This window comes from Candidatus Pantoea communis (assembly GCF_011752685.1).
Classification (GTDB): domain Bacteria; phylum Pseudomonadota; class Gammaproteobacteria; order Enterobacterales; family Enterobacteriaceae; genus Pantoea; species Pantoea communis.
This window is the reverse complement of the sequence record NZ_VWXC01000056.1, coordinates 1-1312: the sequence shown is the minus strand read 5'-3', so window position 1 is coordinate 1312 and position 1312 is coordinate 1. Positions and strand designations below refer to the sequence as shown.

Sequence of the window (1312 nt, the reverse complement as noted above, 5' to 3'; positions counted from 1 at the left end):
TGGAGTTGCCCCCGCTAAAACGGACACGGTTAATTTATAGCTAGTAGCGAACTTCTGTATTCCCTTGGTGACTGCATTTTCAGCCCTTTATGGGGATGCCAGTTATTATAGTCTTCCATCCATTCTGTCAGTTTTTCCATTACGGTCACCGCATCCGGCAGGTCATTCACATACACGTAGTCACGCTTGAATGTTTTAACGAACGATTCAGCCATCCCGTTGCTCTCCGGACTGCGCACTGGCGTCGTACACACGATGAACCCGAGTGAGGCGGCGAACATTCTTGTTGAGTCCGCTATGTAGCAACTGCCATTATCGGTCAGCCACTCAACGGTATGTGGCAGGTAAAGCGTATTGCCAAAGCGCTTTTCTACACTCTCTGTCAGCAGATCCTGCACCATAACGCTGTTTATTCCACCTGTTGTCGCCGACCAGCAGATGGCTTCGCGATCACAGCAGTCAAGGCTGAACACTACCCGCACGACTTCCCGATTCCAGCAGCGGATTTCAAAGCCATCTGAACACCAGCGCGTATCCGGCTTGAGTGTCACGACGTTGCCGGTATGACTGCGCTCTGGCTTTCTATGGCCAGATTTTGCCAGCAACAGGTTATTCGCCTGCATGATCCGGTAAATGCGTTTGGGGTTAACCCGCCAGTTTTGTTCCTTCAGCGCACGATTGAGGTGTGCCGTCACGCGACGATAGCCGTTTGTCGCCCGCTCGCTGCATATCTGGCGGATAAGCGGTAACAGTCGGGCGTCATCATCTTTGCTATAGCGGGCTGGCCGCTGCTGGCGCTTCTTTAGGAGCCGTTCATAAAGATTCGCACGCGATACACAGAGCACTTCTGCTATTCGGATGAGGGGATATCGTCCGGTGGCAGCAATGGCATGCGCGATATCAACTTTTTTGCCTGGGCTATCTCAAGCGCGTCGCGAAGGATTTCGGCTTCCATCGTTTTGCGTCCCAGCATCTGTTCAAGCTGTTTGACTTTTTTCTCCAGAGCTTTGAGCTCGGAGACGCTGACTACCTCATCGCCAGCAGCGATCGCAGACTTGCCACCTTCGTTCATTAGCCGTTTCCACTTAAAAAGAAGACTGGGAGTGATGCCATATTGCCGGGCAACGAGTGAGACGGTGTAGCCGGGTTGCATGGCGAGCGCAACAAAACGGGCTTTCTCTTCAGGAGTATAACGACGGCGCTTTTGCTCGCCAGTGATCACTTCGATTCTTTGCACAGGACACTCCTTAAACATAGCTCTATGCGTATGTCTTACTGGTGAAGTGTCCGGTTTAAACGGGGGCTATTACAG

The 1312-nt window shown here is 52.1% G+C and carries 1 protein-coding gene; it reads right to left on the bottom strand.

Annotated elements, in window-relative coordinates; translation table 11 throughout:
* Positions 1-29 precede the first annotated feature (29 nt).
* Positions 30-1255 (bottom strand): IS3 family transposase gene (locus F3J37_RS27785; RefSeq protein WP_370662144.1). Its coding sequence is split into 2 segments (ribosomal slippage): positions 30-913 and positions 913-1255, totalling 1227 coding nucleotides; the frame shifts between segments, so codons are not numbered across the junction.
* Between the last annotated feature and the right edge of the window lie 57 nt (positions 1256-1312).